Source organism: Streptomyces sp. NPDC087310 (assembly GCF_044744405.1).
Lineage (GTDB): Bacteria > Actinomycetota > Actinomycetes > Streptomycetales > Streptomycetaceae > Streptomyces.
Genome location: NZ_JBIUYF010000005.1, coordinates 123,087 through 138,708, shown reverse-complemented (window position 1 = coordinate 138,708; position 15,622 = coordinate 123,087). Strand labels below are relative to the sequence as shown.

Here is a 15,622-nt window from a genome sequence, read left to right as displayed (position 1 = left end):
GGTGGTGCACCGTTGTCGGATCATGGCTTCGTGCCCGTACGTGGTCGTGGTTACCGTCCCGAACAGGTCGACCGGGAGTACGCCGCGCTGACCCAGGACCGCGACGACGCCCTGGAGCGGGTCGCCCGGCTCACCTCCCTGGCCGACCGGATGGTGGGCGAGGCGGAAACGCTCGCGGCGCGGGTGGCGGCGCTGGAGCCGCCGACGTACGAGAACCTGGGCCGCCGCGCCCAGCAGATCCTGGCGCTCGCGCGGCTGGAGGACGAGACCCTGCGGGCCGAGGTGCGCGAGGAGTGCCGGGCCGCGCTCGCGGCGGCGGAGTCCGAGGCGAGGAACATACGCGACGCCGCGCGCGAACAGGGCGACGGCGTACGGGCGGACGCGGAGGCGCACGCCGAGCGCGTGATCGGGGCGGCGCGGGACGCGGCCGACGAGGCGCTCAACGAGGCGCGCAACGAGGGCGCGGAGCACCGGGCTGAGGCGCTCGCGGAGCTCCAGGAGGTGCGTCGGCGTACGGAGCGGCTGCTGGAGGAGCTGGAGCAGAAGCACGCGGACCGGCTCGCGGCGGCGGATCGCGAGATCGCGGCGCGGGAGGCGGCGCTGGAGGCCCGGACGGCCGAACTCACCGAGCGGGCGCAGGCGAAGCTGACGGAGGCGCAGCGGGGGCTCTCGGCGGCGGGCGAGCAGGCGCGCCACCGTGAGGAGGACGCGCAGGACCAGGCGGACGAGCTGAAGGCACAGGCCAGGGTGCGCGCGGACTCGGTGGCGCGGGAGACGGAGCGGCTGGTACGGGCCCACGAGGAGGCGCGCGAGGAGATGCGGGCGCACATGGCGCACGTACGGAACAGCCTGGCGGCGCTGACCGGGAGGGCCCCGACGGAGGAGTGAGAGCGGGCCGGCGGCGGGCCGACGGGGGACCGGCGGAGCCCGTACGGGGGACGTCAGGTCGTGGCCGCTTGACTTGGAGAGCGCTCCAATTCGTAGCTTTCGCGACATGACCACGCACCAGAACCAGAACGAGAACCGGAACCGGAACCGGAATGAGAACGAGGGCCGGGGCTCGCACCGGGGCCAGCACAGGATCGGCTCCGGTTTCGGGGCACGGAGTACCACGGACGACGTGCTGCGCGGGATCGATCTCACGGGCAGGCTCGCGCTCGTCACCGGCGGATACTCGGCCTCGGCCTGGAGACCACGCGGGCGCCGGCCGCCGCCGGCGCCCGGGTCGTCGTACCGGCGCGGCGGCGCTCGACGGCCGAGGAGGCGGTCGAGCGCCTTCGGCACGGCGGGCGGGGCCGGGGGCGTCGAGGTGGACGAGCTGGACCTCGGGGATCTGGAGAGCGTACGGTCCTTCGCCGACCGCTTCCTCGCCTCGGACCGCCCGATCGACCTGATGATCAACAGCGCGGGCGTCATGGCCTGCCCGGAGACCCGGGTCGGCCCCGGCTGGGAAGCCCAGTTCGCCACCAACCACCTCGGCCATCACGCCCTGGTCAACCGCCTCTGGCCGGCGCTCGCCAGGGGCGGGGCGCGCGGCGGGGCGCGGGTCGTCTCGGTGTCGTCCCGGGGGCATCAGTTCTCGGACATCCGCTGGGACGACCTGGGGAACAGGGCAACCTGGTGGGAACGTTCAAGACGCCCGAGCAGGGCGCGGCGACCCAGGTGTGGGCGGCGACGTCTCCGCGGCTGGCGGGGCTGGGCGGCCTCTACGCCGAGGACTGCGACATCGCCGAGCCCGCGGTGGCCGCCCCCGAACTGGTCCCGGGTGTGCGCGACTGGGCGACGGACCCGGTGGCGGCGGCGCGCCTGTGGGAGCTGTCCGCCGAGCTGACGGGCGTCAACGCCTTCGCCTGAGCGCCGAGTTCCTGATGCTTACGGGGCTTACGAGTCCTGGTGGTCCTGGTGGTCCGCCGGATCGTCCGTGAGCACCGGGAAGCGGCGCGGCGCGAGGAAGAGCAGGGCGAGGAGGGCGAGCGCGCCTGCCCCTGCCGCGCCCACGTAGACATGGTCGACGGCCGTGTCCATCGCCCGGCGCAGATAGTCCGCCGCCTCGGCGCTCAGGGACGCCGGATCCTCCAGGGCCCGCGCGACCCCGTCCACGTCCTCGGGCAGGCCGGGGGTGGGCGCGCTCGCCAGCCGCGCGGAGAGCACGGAGTTGGCGACCGCGCCGAACACCGCGGCGCCCACGCTCTGGCCGATCAGCCGGCAGAAGAGGATGGACGCGGTGGCCGTGCCCCGCTCCGACCAGCCGACCGTCGACTGCACCCCGATGATCAGCGGAAGCTGGAACAGCCCCAGCGCCGCGCCCAGCAGCAGCATGATCAGCGTCGGCTGCCAGGCGTGCCCGGGGTAGGGGAGCAGGGGGAAGGCGAGCAGGACCAGTGTCGCGAGCGAGATGCCGATGACGGCGGTCTGCCGGAAGCCGATGCGGTTGTAGACCCGGTTGGAGAGGGCCGCGCTGACCGGCCAGCTCAGGGTCATGGCGGAGAGCACGAACCCGGCGGCGATCGGGCCGAGTCCGAGGACGGACTGCGCGTACGTCGGGAGGAAGACGGTCGGGGCGACCATCAGCAGCCCCAGGGCGCCGAGCGCGAGGTTGACGGCCGCGATGGTGCGGCGGCGCCAGACCCATCCCGGGATGATCGGCTCCGCGGCCCGGCGTTCGATGACGACGGTGAACGCGGCCAGGACCGCGCTGGAGCCGAGGAACGCCAGCGACGGTACGGAGAGCCAGGGCCAGGCGACACCGCCCTGGACGAGCGCGGTGAGCAGGAGCGCGCCGGTCGCGAAGACGCCCACGGCGCCCGCCCAGTCGGTACGCGGCCGGGACCGGGGCGCCCGGCCCGTACCCGACGCCGTACCGCTCCCGGGAGCCGTACCGGCACCGCTTCCCGCACCGCTTCCCGCACCGCTCCGTGCGCGCTGCGGCTCGTGGAGGTACCTGACGACCAGCCAGAGCGCCACCGCCCCGACCGGCAGGTTGATCAGGAAGATCCAGCGCCAGTCCGCGTACCCCGCGATGAACCCGCCCACCGCCGGGCCCGCCACGGACGACGAGGCCCAGACCGTCGACAGCCTGGCCTGGATCTTCGGGCGTTCCTTGAGCGGGTAGAGGTCGGCGGCGATGGTCTGCACCGTGCCCTGGAGCGCCCCGCCGCCCAGCCCCTGGACGACGCGGAAGGCGATCAGGGAGGCCATGTTCCAGGCGGTGGCGCAGAGCAGCGAGCCGATGAGGAAGAGGATGATGCCGGCGACCAGCACGGGCTTGCGGCCGAGGGTGTCGGAGAGCTTTCCGTACACGGGCAGGGTGACAGTGACGGCGAGCAGATAGCCGGAGAACAGCCAGGAGAAGACGGCGAATCCGCCGAGGTCGCCGACGATCTGCGGGACGGCCGTGGAGACGATGGTGCCGTCCAGCGCGGCGAGCGCCATCCCGAGCATGAGCGCGGCGACGACGGGGCCGCGCCCGCGAGGCGCGCGCGGCCCGCCGGGTATCGCCTCCGGTATGGCCTCCGGTATCGCCTCCGTACGTCCCGTGCCCTTGGTGCGAGCTGTGCGATCTGTGCGATCCGTGTGATCCGTGTCCTCGGTACTTCCTCCGGCGCCGCTCACAAGATCCCTTCCCCGTACACGTATCTCGTCGGGGACACCTTCTCACCCGCACCTCGTACGGCGGGAGGGGACGAAACGGAGCTTCGGCCGCTCCTCCCACGGTCGTAGCCCCCTAGGGGGACCTCCCTACTTCTGCCCAGGGGCCGTTCGTCCCGGTGGAGGACGTACGGGCTCTCCCCGCTCCTTAGGTTGTTCTTACGTACACGGGAGCCCCCGCCACGGGGCCCGCGCCGGGGGCTTCCCCACAACAGGGGAGTGGGGAAACCCGGGCGAAGACGGTGCCGGGCACCCACCGACGAGCACCCGTCGACGAGCACATCCGGCGCCCGCCTTCCCGTACGCAACGCACAGACGCACGCACAGACGAACGCACACGCTCACGCGGTGCATCAAGCATTATCAAGAACTATCAAGCGACATAGGAGACTTACCGTGACAACGGCTGTGACCATCCCCAGGCACGGGGGTACTGGAGGGCCTACGGCCGTCGCGGCGCGAGCGCGGCGGGTCGTCAAGGCGTACGGCTCCGGGGACACCCGGGTCGTCGCGCTGGACCATGTCGATGTGGACATCGCCCGGGGGGAGTTCACCGCGATCATGGGCCCGTCCGGCTCCGGCAAGTCGACGCTGATGCACTGCCTCGCGGGTCTGGACACGGTCTCCTCCGGCGAGATCCACCTCGCCGAGACCGAGATAACCACGCTCAAGGACAAGCAGCTCACGCGGTTGCGCCGGGACCGTGTCGGCTTCATCTTCCAGGCGTTCAACCTGCTGCCGACGCTCAACGCCCTGGAGAACATCACGCTCCCCATGGACATCGCGGGCCGCAGGGCGGACAGCGCGTGGCTCCAGCAGGTCGTGGACACGGTGGGGCTCGCCGACCGGCTCCAGCACCGTCCGGCACAGCTCTCCGGCGGCCAGCAGCAGCGCGTCGCCGTGGCCCGCGCGCTCGCCGCGCGGCCCGAGATCATCTTCGGTGACGAGCCGACGGGGAACCTGGACTCGCGGGCCGGCGCCGAGGTCCTCGGCTTCCTGCGCCGCTCGGTGGACGACCTGGGGCAGACGATCGTGATGGTCACGCACGACCCGGTGGCCGCCTCGTACGCGGACCGGGTGCTGTATCTCGCGGACGGCCGGATCGTCGACGAGATGACCCGCCCGACCGCCGAAGCCGTGCTCGACCGGATGAAGGACTTCGACGCGCGGGGGCGTACCTCGTGACCGTCCTCAAGACCTCGACGCGCAACTTCCTCGCGCACAAGGGACGCATGGCGCTCTCCGCCGTGGCGGTCCTGCTGTCGGTGGCGTTCGTCTGCGGCACGCTCGTCTTCACCGACACGATGAACACGACCTTCGACAAGCTCTTCGCCGCGACCTCCGCGGATGTCACCGTCAGCCCGAAGGAGGCCGAGGACGCCTCGGAATCAGGCGGTTCGCAGACGGGCCGTCCCGGCTCGCTGCCCGCCTCCACGATCGAGACCGTACGGAACGCGGAGGGCGTACGGTCCGTCGAGGGCGCCGTCAGCAGCATGAGCGTGACCGTCGTCGACGACGCGAACCAGGACGTGGGCGGCAGCAACGGCGCCCCGACGATCGCCGGCAACTGGACCCGTAACGACCTGCGGTCGATGCGGATCACCTCCGGCCACGCGCCGCGCGGCCCGACCGAGGTGATGGTCGACGCCGACACCGCCGAGAAGCACCACCTCGCGATCGGCGACGAGTTGCGCACCATCGCCGTCACGGGCGACGTCACGGCGAAGATCTCCGGCATCGCGACCTTCACCGTCACCAACCCCGGCGCGGCGGTCGTCTTCTTCGACACCGCCACCTCCCAGCGGGTCCTGCTGGGCGCCACCGGCCGCTTCACCCACCTCAACGTCACCGCCGACCAGGGTGTCGGCGACACGCGGCTCAAGCAGGACGTCGCGGCGGCGCTCGGGGCCGGCCCGTACCAGCTCCGGACGCAGCAGGAGGCCGCCGACGCGAACCGTTCCGACGTGGGCTCCTTCCTCGACGTCATGAAGTACGCGATGCTCGGCTTCGCCGGGATCGCCTTCCTCGTCGGCATCTTCCTCATCGTCAACACCTTCTCGATGCTGGTCGCGCAGCGGACCCGGGAGATCGGCCTGATGCGGGCCCTCGGGTCCAGCCGTAAGCAGGTCAACCGCTCGGTGCTGCTGGAGGCGGTGCTCCTCGGGATCATCGGCTCGGTGGCGGGCGTCGCCGCCGGGGTGGGGCTGGCCGTCGGGCTGATGAAGGTCATGTCCTCCATCGGCATGGACCTGTCCACCGACGATCTGACGGTGAAGTGGACGACCCCGGCGCTCGGCATGGTCCTCGGCATCGTCGTCACGGTCGTCGCCGCGTACGTACCGGCGCGGCGGGCCGGGAAGATCTCCCCGATGGCCGCGCTGCGCGACGCGGGAACCCCGGCGGACGGGCGTTCCGGATGGGTACGGGCGGTCATCGGCCTGGCCCTGACGGGCGCCGGCGGAGCCGCGCTGCTGCTGGCGGCGAACTCCGGCAAGGCGAGCGAGGGTTCCCTCTACCTCGGCGTCGGCGTGGTCCTGACCCTTCTCGGCTTCGTCGTGATCGGCCCGCTCCTCGCGGGCGGCCTGGTCCGGGTGCTCGGCGCGGTGGTCCTGCGGATGTTCGGCCCGGTCGGCCGGATGGCGGAGCGCAACGCGCTGCGCAATCCCAGGCGTACGGGGGCGACGGGCGCGGCCCTGATGATCGGGCTCGCCCTGGTGGCCTGCCTGTCGGTCGTCGGCTCCTCGATGGTGGCGTCCGCGACGGACGAGCTGGACCGGTCGGTCGGCGCGGACTTCATCATCCAGAGCGGCAACGGCCAGCCGATCGTGCCGCAGGCCCAGGCGGCGCTGGAGAAGGCGCCGGACATCGCGCACTTCACCGAGTACAAGTGGGTCGAGGTCCGGATGACCGCCCCGGACGGGAGGACGGACAGCGTCGGCCTGGTGGCGGCCGACCCGACGTACGCGACGGACCTGCGCCGCGAGACGGTGAGCGGTGAACTCACGGCGGCGTACGGCAAGGACGCGATGTCGGTGGGCGACGACTACGCGAAGCGGCACGGCGTCAAGGTCGGCGACGAGATGGCGGTGACCTTCGACGGCGGGCGGACCGCGAAGCTGAAGGTCGCGGCGATCACCTCGGACGACGTGAACGTCGACAAGGGAGCGATGTACGTCAACATCACGACCGTCGAGCGGTATCTGCCGGCCGACAAGCTCCCCAAGAACATGATCATGTTCGCGGCTGCCGAGGACGGTAAGGAGAAGCAGGCGTACACGGCCCTCAAGGACGCGCTGGCCGCCTACCCGCAGTACAAGGTGCAGAACCAGACGGACTTCAAGCAGGACCTGAAGGACCAGATCGGCCAGCTCCTCAACATCGTCTACGGTCTGCTCGCCCTCGCGATCATCGTCGCCGTGCTGGGCGTGGTGAACACCCTGGCCCTCTCGGTCGTCGAACGCACCCGCGAGATCGGCCTGCTCCGCGCCATCGGCCTCTCCCGCCGCCAGCTCCGCCGCATGATCCGCCTGGAGTCGGTCGTCATCGCCCTCTTCGGCGCACTGCTGGGCCTGGGCCTGGGCCTCGGCTGGGGCACATCGGCCCAGAAACTGCTGGCCCTGGAGGGCCTGGGCATCCTGGAGATCCCCTGGCCCACCATCGCCACGGTCTTCGTGGCCTCGGCCTTCGTCGGCCTGCTCGCGGCCCTGGTCCCCGCGTTCCGGGCGGGCCGCATGAACGTCCTGAACGCGATCGCGACGGAGTAGGACGCACGAGGCGCACACGCAAGCGCACACGTACCCGCACCTCGCACGTGTGCACGCCAAGGACGGTACGGTAGTCCTTCCGGCCCCGGTGAACGTCCTCCAACGTCCATCGGGGCCGGAGTGCGTTCGGCGAGGCATGGCGGGGTGGGCCGGGTTCGAGGGGTGCGGGCGGTCCGCCATCACCCACCCCCGGCCCACCCCGATTACGTGACGAGCAGCGACACCTGTTCGCCGTTGCGCGTGACGCTCAGGCCGGCCTGGTCGCGCTTCGGGCGGCCGCGCTTCTCCCAGCGGCGGTAGGAGCGTTCCGCCTCGTCCCACAGGGAGCGCGGCCCGTACTGCGTGACCGCGTACTCGCCGGCCCCCGGGACGTGGTCGGCCGCCGCCCAGGAGCTTCGGTCGTCCGCCAGGATCCAGAAGGTCGCTTCGCCGCTGTCGTCGTCCGCGTCGACCCTCACGTACCAGGCGTCGGGCAGGTCGAGGCCGATGAAGAACAGGGCGTCGGGGTCGCCGTCGAAGGTGAGGGGCGACAGGTCCGTACGGGACTCGGCGGCCTCCTCCCGATGGTGCAGGAAGTCGGCGAGGTGGCCCCGGTGCGGGCGGTTGTGGCGGGTGCGCATGAAGGCGGGGTATCCGGTGAAGCGGCCGTGTGCCTCGCCGTCGGTCACCTCCAGCACGGCGAAGCTGTACGGGAAGAAGCTTCCGCCCCAGGGGGTGATGATCCGGCCCGTGGGCGCCTGCTCGACCCAGGCGTACGGGACCTCGGGCACGGTGTACGTCGCGATGACGCGATCGTAGGGGGCGTTGTCAGGCCATCCGTACTCGCCGGGTCCGCAGAACACCTGGGGGTGGAAACCGGCCGCCTCAAGATTCCTGGCGGCCTGCTCGGCCAGTACCGGATCGATGTCGACGCTGGTGACCTGGTCCGATCCCAGGCGGTGGGCGAGCCAGGCCGCGTTGTAGCCGGTGGCCGCGCCGAGCTCCAGGACGCGCTGTCCCTCCCGTACCCCCAGAAGTTCCAGCATCTCCAGCATGATGCTCGGCAGAGAGCTGGAGGAGGTCGGCAACCGATAGGTGCCTTCAGGGGTTTCCCGGCCGTCGTTGATCTGGGTGATGATGTGCAGGTCGTCGTAGACGGCGGCGAGCCACTGCTCCGGGCTCTCGTCCCGGGAGAGAGTGGAACCCCCTGCCTCGATCGTGTCCGGCAGGAACAACTCGCGCCGGACAGCGCCCACTGTGTCCGCCCATCCGGTGGGGACCGCCCCCTGGGAGGTCAGGATCTCCAGCAGGCGCGCCGGTGTACTCACGTCAGGTCACTTGTCCTTCTTCTTCGGGGGATTGGTGACCGGCTTGGTCCACCTGCCGTCGCCTTCGCGGGGCGACTGCTTCTTGTCGCCCTCGGCGCCGCCCTTGCCGTCGCCATGCATGCCCATATGTCAGCTCCTTTCGGGAAGCATCCCGAACTTTCGTTACGCAAAGCAGTCTGGCATATGCGCAACGTCACGGTAAAGGGCCACCGTTGACCCCATCCGCGCGGAGCCCCGCGCCCCCGTACCGCCGGGAAACAGCCACCCCCGGCCGCGTACCCCCGCTCCGGCCGCGGCTGTCGTAGCGGCGTCGTACGCTGGAGAACCCCGGCCCGTGCGACGTGTCGGGCCCTTCGTGTTGCCCCTCACGCCCCACCACACCTCACCGGATCTGGACGGAAACCCCCTTCATGAGCCTGCACGGTCTGCTCGACGCCGTCATCAAGGACCCGGCGCTCGCCGAAGCGGTGAAGGCCGCCACCGACGGTCACCGCACGCATGTCGATCTGGTCGGGCCGCCCGCCGCCCGGCCCTTCGCCGTCGCGGCGCTGGCGCGGGAGGCGGGGCGGCCCGTGCTGGCCGTGACCGCCACCGGGCGGGAGGCGGAGGATCTGGCCGCCGCCCTGCGGTCGCTGCTCGATCCGGACACCGTCGTGGAGTACCCGTCCTGGGAGACGCTGCCGCACGAGCGGCTCTCGCCGCGTTCCGACACCGTGGGCCGGCGGCTCGCCGTGCTGCGCCGGCTCGCGCACCCCGTGGCGGACGATCCGTCGGCCGGGCCGGTCAGCGTCGTGGTCTCGCCGGTACGGTCGGTGCTCCAGCCGCAGGTCAAGGGGCTCGGCGAGCTGGTGCCGGTCGCCCTGCGCAGTGGGGAGAGCGCCGATCTGGGCGAGGTGACCGAGGCGCTGGCCGCCGCCGCGTACGCGCGGGTCGAGCTGGTCGAGAAGCGCGGCGAGTTCGCTGTACGCGGCGGCATCCTGGACGTCTTCCCGCCCACCGAGGAGCACCCCCTCCGAGTGGAGTTCTGGGGCGACGACATCGAGGAGATCCGTTACTTCAAGGTCGCCGACCAGCGCTCCCTGGAGGTCGCCGAGCACGGACTGTGGGCGCCGCCCTGCCGTGAGCTGCTGCTCACGCCGGAGGTACGGGAACGGGCCGCCGCGCTCGCCGAGGACCACCCCGAGCTCGGTGAACTGCTGGGCAAGATCGCCGAGGGGATCGCCGTCGAAGGTATGGAATCCCTCGCTCCGGTCCTGGTGGACGACATGGAGCTGCTGCTCGACGTCCTCCCCAAGGGCTCCATGGCGCTGGTCTGCGACCCCGAGCGGGTCCGGACCAGGGCCGCCGACCTCGTCGCGACCAGCCAGGAGTTCCTGGCGGCGTCCTGGGCGGCCGGCGCGGGCGGCGGCGAGGCGCCCATCGACGTCGGCGCGGCCTCCCTGTGGTCCGTCGCCGACGTCCGGGACCACGCCCGCGAGCTGGGCATGATGTGGTGGTCCGTCTCCCCCTTCGCGGTCGACGAGGAGCTGGGCGACGAGGCCATCACGCTCGGCATGCACGCCCCCGAGTCGTACCGGGGCGACACCGCCCGCGCCCTCGCCGACACCAAGGGCTGGCTGGCGGACGGCTGGCGGACCGTCTTCGTCACCGAGGGGCACGGCACGGCCTCCCGTACGGTCGAGGTGCTGGGCGGCGAGGGCATCGCCGCGCGGCTCGACACCCCGGGCGCGCGCACGGCGGGCGGGCTCGCCGAGATCGTCCCGGCCGTCGTCCATGTGGCGTGCGGCTCGATGGACCACGGCTTCGTCGACCCGGCGCTCAAGCTCGCCGTCCTCACCGAGACCGACCTGTCCGGGCAGAAGGCGGCCGGCAAGGACGGCGCCCGGATGCCCGCCAAGCGCCGCAAGACCATCGACCCGCTGACCCTGGAGCCGGGCGACTACATCGTCCACGAGCAGCACGGCGTGGGCCGGTACGTGGAGATGGTGCAGCGTACGGTGCAGGGCGCGACCCGCGAATACCTGCTGGTGGAGTACGCGCCGGCCAAGCGCGGCCAGCCCGGCGACCGGCTGTACATCCCGACGGACCAGTTGGAGCAGGTCACCAAGTACGTCGGCGGCGAGGCCCCGACCCTGCACCGCCTCGGCGGCGCGGACTGGACGAAGACCAAGGCGCGCGCCAAGAAGGCCGTCAAGGAGATCGCCGCCGACCTGATCAAGCTCTACTCGGCGCGGATGGCCGCCCCCGGGCACGCCTTCGGCCCGGACACCCCCTGGCAGCGCGAGCTGGAGGACGCCTTCCCGTACGTGGAGACGCCCGACCAGCTCTCCACCATCGCCGAGGTCAAGGAGGACATGGAGAAGACGGTCCCGATGGACCGGCTGATCTGCGGCGACGTCGGCTACGGCAAGACGGAGATCGCCGTACGGGCGGCCTTCAAGGCGGTCCAGGACGGCAAGCAGGTCGCGGTCCTCGTCCCCACGACACTGCTGGTGCAGCAGCACTTCGGGACGTTCTCCGAGCGGTACGCGCAGTTCCCCGTCTCCGTGAAGGCGCTCTCGCGCTTCCAGTCGGACGCGGAGGCGAAGGCGACGCTCCAGGGGCTGCGGGAGGGCGCCGTCGACATCGTCATCGGCACGCACCGGCTCTTCTCCTCCGAAACCAAGTTCAAGGACCTGGGCCTGGTCATCGTGGACGAGGAGCAGCGCTTCGGCGTGGAGCACAAGGAGCAGCTCAAGAAGCTCCGCGCCAACGTCGACGTGCTGACCATGTCAGCGACCCCCATCCCCCGCACGCTGGAGATGGCGGTCACCGGCATCCGCGAGATGTCGACGATCACCACGCCGCCGGAGGAGCGGCATCCGGTGCTCACGTTCGTCGGACCGTACGAACAGAAGCAGATCGGCGCGGCCGTACGGCGTGAGCTGCTCCGTGAGGGCCAGGTCTTCTACATCCACAACCGGGTCGAGTCGATCGACCGCGCGGCGGCGAAGCTGCGCGAGATCGTCCCCGAGGCGCGGATCGCGACGGCGCACGGACAGATGGGCGAGGCCGCGCTGGAGAAGGTCGTGGTCGACTTCTGGGAGAAGAAGTTCGACGTGCTGGTCTCCACGACGATCGTCGAGTCCGGCATCGACATCTCGAACGCCAACACCCTGATCGTGGAGCGCGGCGACAACTTCGGCCTCTCCCAGCTCCACCAGCTCCGCGGCCGGGTCGGGCGCGGGCGCGAGCGCGGCTACTCGTACTTCCTCTACCCGCCGGAGAAGCCGCTCACGGAGACCGCGCACGAGCGGCTGGCGACCATCGCCCAGCACACGGAGATGGGCGCGGGCATGTACGTGGCGATGAAGGACCTGGAGATCCGCGGCGCTGGCAACCTGCTGGGCGGCGAGCAGTCGGGCCACATCGCGGGCGTCGGCTTCGACCTGTACGTACGCATGGTGGGCGAGGCGGTCGCGGACTACCGGGCGGCGCTGGACGGTGGGGAGCAGGAGGAGGCCCCGCTGGAGGTCAAGATCGAACTCCCGGTGGACGCGCACGTTCCGCACGACTACGCCCCGGGCGAGCGGCTGCGCCTCCAGGCGTACCGGGCGATCGCCTCCGCGAACACGGAGGCCGACATCGCCGCCGTACGGGAGGAGCTGACCGACCGTTACGGGAAGCTCCCGGAGCCGGTGGAGAACCTGCTGCTGGTGGCGGGCCTGCGGATGCTGGCTCGGGCCTGCGGTGTCGGCGAGATCGTGCTCCAGGGCTCCAACATCCGCTTCGCGCCGGTGGAGTTGCGGGAGTCGCAGGAGCTGCGCCTGAAGCGGCTGCATCCTCGTACGGTCATCAAGCCAGCCGCTCACCAGATCCTGGTGCCGCGCCCGACGACGGGCAAGATCGGTGGAAAGCCGACGGTGGGGCGGGAGCTGCTGGCGTGGACGGGGGAGTTCCTGACGACGATCCTGGGCTGAACCGCTACGGCGATCCCGGGCCGCCGGGGCCGGCCGGCAAGGTTATCCACAGGCTCGGCGGGCGGGTGGCCGCCGGTGGCAGACTCCGTCCATGACCACTTCGGAGAAGATCACCGCGTCCGACGCGGGCACGTGGCGGCTCGGTGACCTGACGGTCAACCGGATGGGGTTCGGCGCGATGCGCCTGCCGCAGCACGGCGCGGCGTTCGGGGCCGACACCACCCCGAGCGACCGCGGCCGGGCGGTCGGCGTGCTGCGCCGCGCGGTGGAGCTGGGCGTGAACCACATCGACACGGCCGCGTTCTACTTCTCGCCGCTGCGCTCCGCGAACGAGCTGATCAACCGGGCGCTCGCGCCGTACCCGGAGGACCTGGTCATCACGACCAAGGTGGGTCCTGGGCGGGACCACACCGGCGAGTGGGTGTGGGCCGACACGCCGAGGGAGCTGCGCGGCCAGGTCGAGGAGAACATACGCCAGCTCGGCCGGGACCATCTCGACGTGGTGAACCTGCGCACCCGGGGGAACCGCTCGATCGCGGAACTCTTCGGCACGCTGGCCGAGTTGCGGGACGCCGGGCTCATCCGCCACCTCGGGGTCTCCAACGTGACAGCGGAGCAGCTCGCCGAGGCGCGGGCCATCGCGCCGGTGGTCTGCGTCCAGAACCCGTACGGCATCGGCGCCCTGGACGGCGACGCGCTCCTGCGGCTCTGCGGTGAGGCGGGCATCGCGTTCGTGCCGTTCTACGCGATAGCGGGGCAGCGCCGCGAGGCGGGCGCGGGCGCGGCGGCGGAGGAGAGCGCCGAACTCCTCGCCGTGGCACGGGCGCACGACGCCTCGCCCGCGCAGATCCGCCTCGCCTGGACCCTGTCCCGAGGTCCTCACGTCCTCGCCATCCCGGGCACCGGCGACCCGGACCATCTGACGGCGAACGTGGCGGCGGGCGCGCTGAAGCTCACGGACGAGGAGCTGGCCCGGCTGGAGGCGGCGCACCAGGGAGGGGAGAGCGAGGGCGAGACGTCCTGACCCGACGCGCCTCGGCCGGACGGCGGTCGGGCTTCAGTCGGACGGCGGCGCGTCGTCGAGGGTCGACAGGTGGGCCGTCACATCGTCGGCCAAGCGTGACAGCAGCCGACCGAGGTCCTGGCGGTCCTGCTCGGGCCAGTGGGCGACGGCTCCGGTGAACCAGCCGACGAGGGTGCGCGTGTAACGGTCCGCGGCCGTCGCCCCCTTGGCCGTCGGCTCGATCAGGCTGACGCGCCGGTCGTTCGGGTCGCCGATGCGGTGCACCAGGCCCCGGCGTTCCAACTGCTGCACCTGCCGGGTCACATGGGGCTGGACCACCTGCATCTTCTCCGCGATCTGGCTGATCCGCAGCGGCTTGTCGGCCAGGTGCAGGGCGATGAGCGTGGAGAGGGCGGGCCGGTCCAGGGTGATCCCGGCGGTCTCGATCACGTGCTCGATCAGTCGGCCGCGGGTGATGGCGTTGCTGAGCTGCGCGATGCGGGGCATCACGGCCAGGATGTCGTCGCCGTCGCCGGGGGTGCTGCGGTCGTCGCGGTCGTCCGGCGGTGGCGTGCTCATCACAGCTCCATTTACATACTTAAGAAAAGTATCTACAGTGTAGTGGTCGGCGGTGCGCACAGGTGCACCCTGTGCCCAATAAACATACCTACAGTAAGTATCTATCGCAGGAGGTCCTCTGATGAACCACCGTACGATCCTCATCTCCGGCGCCAGTATCGCCGGTCCCGCCCTCGCCCACTGGCTGGTCCGCCACGGCTTCGAGGTCACCGTGGTCGAGAAGGCCCCCGCCCTCCGGGGCGGCGGATACCCCGTCGATATCCGGGGCACCGCGCGCGACGTCGTCGAGCGCATGGGGCTGCTGCCGCGGCTCCGCGAGGCCCACGTGGACAGCCGCAGGCTGTCCTTCGTCGACCCCGACGGGGCCGTGCTGGCCACCATCCGCCCCGAGGCCGTCACCGGCGGCACGGAGGGGCTGGATCTCGAAGTACGCCGGGGGGACCTCGCCGACAGCCTCTACAGCGTGGTCGGCGAGCGGGCCGAGTTCCTGTTCAACGACTCGATAGCCACCCTCCACGAGCACGCCGACCGTGTGGAGGTCACCTTCGACAGCGGCGCCCGGCGCGTCTTCGACCTGGTGATCGGCGCCGACGGACTGCACTCCCACACCCGCGGGCTGGTCTTCGGCCCCGAAGAGCGGTTCCACCGCTACCTCGGCTACTGCTTCGCCGGCTTCACGCTCCCCAACGACCTGGGCCTCGAACACGAAGGGGTCACCTGGAACGTCCCGGGCAGGGCCGCGATCCTCTACGCCCCCACCCCCGGCAAACCGGTGCACGGCTTCCTGACCTTCGCCCGGGACGAGCCCCCCTTCAGCGCCTTCCGCGACCCGCGGGCGCAGCGCGACCTGGTGGCCTCGATGTTCACCGACACGCGCTGGGAGATCCCCCGGATGGTGGCGGCCATGCGCGACGCCGACGACCTGTTCTTCGACGTCGTCAGCCAGATCCATATGCCCGCCTGGTCCGCCGGCCGTGTCGCCCTCGTCGGGGACGCCGCCCACGCGACCTCGTTCATGTCGGGCCAGGGGTCGAGCGTCTCCCTGGTCGGCGCCTACGTCCTGGCCGGCGAACTGGCCACCCACGCCGACCACACCGCCGCCTTCACCGCCTACGAGAAGAAGACCCGCGCGTTCGTGGAGCTGAACCAGGCGCTCGCCACGGCGGGCGGGGGCGTGGTCGCGCCCCGCACCCAGGAACAGCTCGACGCGCGCAACGCGGCGCTGCGCGCCCCCTCCCGCCGTCTTCCCTCCGGTGACCTCGGCCATGAGGCCAACACCGCGCTCGTCCTGCCGGACTACGCTCCCACCACCCGGCCGTACGCCCCCGGCCTCCCCCAGCAGAACTGACGCTCCGTCATATG

The 15,622-nt window shown here is 71.4% G+C and carries 10 protein-coding genes; 7 read left to right on the top strand and 3 right to left on the bottom strand.

Going from position 1 to position 15,622, the window contains the following annotated elements; genetic code table 11:
• Window positions 1–30 precede the first annotated feature (30 nt).
• Together ACIO3P_RS19850 and ACIO3P_RS19845 are read left to right on the top strand one after the other, a co-directional pair.
• Window positions 31–888 (top strand): cellulose-binding protein, encoded by an 858-nt coding sequence (locus ACIO3P_RS19850; protein ID WP_329823418.1) that lies wholly within the window; start codon window positions 31–33, stop codon window positions 886–888.
• Window positions 889–1,620: 732 nt separating this feature from the next.
• Window positions 1,621–1,854: a hypothetical protein gene (locus ACIO3P_RS19845; protein ID WP_401852681.1), complete on the top strand. Its 234-nt coding sequence runs from the start codon at window positions 1,621–1,623 to the stop codon at window positions 1,852–1,854.
• 27 nt (window positions 1,855–1,881) lie between these two features.
• Here the strand turns inward: ACIO3P_RS19845 and ACIO3P_RS19840 are convergent, their stop codons facing one another.
• Window positions 1,882–3,432, bottom strand: a complete 1,551-nt coding sequence (locus tag ACIO3P_RS19840) for an MFS transporter (protein ID WP_401852679.1) — start codon at window positions 3,430–3,432, stop codon at window positions 1,882–1,884.
• A gap of 612 nt (window positions 3,433–4,044) precedes the next feature.
• Here ACIO3P_RS19840 and ACIO3P_RS19835 point away from each other — a divergent pair.
• Together ACIO3P_RS19835 and ACIO3P_RS19830 are read left to right on the top strand one after the other, a co-directional pair.
• Window positions 4,045–4,833, top strand: a complete 789-nt coding sequence (locus ACIO3P_RS19835; protein WP_329823419.1) for an ABC transporter ATP-binding protein — start codon at window positions 4,045–4,047, stop codon at window positions 4,831–4,833.
• Window positions 4,830–7,412, top strand: a complete 2,583-nt coding sequence (locus ACIO3P_RS19830; RefSeq protein ID WP_401852676.1) for an ABC transporter permease — start codon at window positions 4,830–4,832, stop codon at window positions 7,410–7,412. The genes ACIO3P_RS19835 and ACIO3P_RS19830 overlap by 4 nt, the downstream gene beginning before the upstream one ends.
• 203 nt (window positions 7,413–7,615) lie before the next feature.
• On the opposite strand, the gene ACIO3P_RS19825 is transcribed toward ACIO3P_RS19830, so the two are convergent.
• Entirely contained in the window at window positions 7,616–8,719 is a 1,104-nt protein-coding gene (locus ACIO3P_RS19825) for a methyltransferase domain-containing protein (protein WP_401852675.1), read from the bottom strand.
• 410 nt (window positions 8,720–9,129) lie between these two features.
• On the opposite strand from ACIO3P_RS19825, the gene mfd reads away from it, so the two are divergent.
• Both mfd and ACIO3P_RS19815 read left to right on the top strand, forming a co-directional pair.
• Window positions 9,130–12,678, top strand: a complete 3,549-nt coding sequence (mfd, locus tag ACIO3P_RS19820) for a transcription-repair coupling factor (protein WP_401852672.1) — start codon at window positions 9,130–9,132, stop codon at window positions 12,676–12,678.
• A gap of 91 nt (window positions 12,679–12,769) precedes the next feature.
• Window positions 12,770–13,702: an aldo/keto reductase gene (locus ACIO3P_RS19815; protein WP_401852669.1), complete on the top strand. Its 933-nt coding sequence runs from the start codon at window positions 12,770–12,772 to the stop codon at window positions 13,700–13,702.
• A gap of 33 nt (window positions 13,703–13,735) precedes the next feature.
• On the opposite strand, the gene ACIO3P_RS19810 is transcribed toward ACIO3P_RS19815, so the two are convergent.
• On the bottom strand, window positions 13,736–14,260 hold the full coding sequence (locus ACIO3P_RS19810) for a MarR family transcriptional regulator (RefSeq protein ID WP_329823426.1): 525 nt from the start codon (window positions 14,258–14,260) through the stop codon (window positions 13,736–13,738).
• 121 nt (window positions 14,261–14,381) lie between these two features.
• On the opposite strand from ACIO3P_RS19810, the gene ACIO3P_RS19805 reads away from it, so the two are divergent.
• Complete coding sequence (locus ACIO3P_RS19805) at window positions 14,382–15,608, top strand: FAD-dependent monooxygenase (RefSeq protein ID WP_401852667.1); 1,227 nt, start codon at window positions 14,382–14,384, stop codon at window positions 15,606–15,608.
• Window positions 15,609–15,622 lie beyond the last annotated feature (14 nt).